The 244-nt window shown below is 39.8% G+C and carries 1 protein-coding gene; it reads left to right on the top strand.

Features of this window, described 5'->3' with window-relative positions:
• Positions 1 to 244: hypothetical protein (locus L9G74_RS24580; RefSeq protein WP_238898956.1), on the top strand; the 244-nt coding region annotated here is incomplete at both ends.

Here is a 244-nt window from a genome sequence, read left to right as displayed (position 1 = left end):
ATACATTTGACAACATCTACAAGTTAGATGGTGTTCCTGTAGTCACAGTACAGCTTCGTTATAATGGATGGGTTACAGAACTTCAAGATTTGGAGAAATCAAGACAACTGAAAAAGGCAGTTGGCTTGGATAATCTTCTCTACACTCCAGATGCAGATTTTTCATGTTTTTCAGACCTTGCACTTTCATCTCCTGCTGACTACTACATTGAAGGACAAGGTTCCTTGATCCAAGCTGTGCTAAC

Origin of the sequence: Shewanella electrica, assembly GCF_022321485.1 — a bacterium.
GTDB lineage: Bacteria > Pseudomonadota > Gammaproteobacteria > Enterobacterales > Shewanellaceae > Shewanella > Shewanella electrica.
The sequence above is the reverse complement of the archived record's forward strand: the minus strand, read 5'-3'. Positions and strand labels throughout refer to the sequence as shown.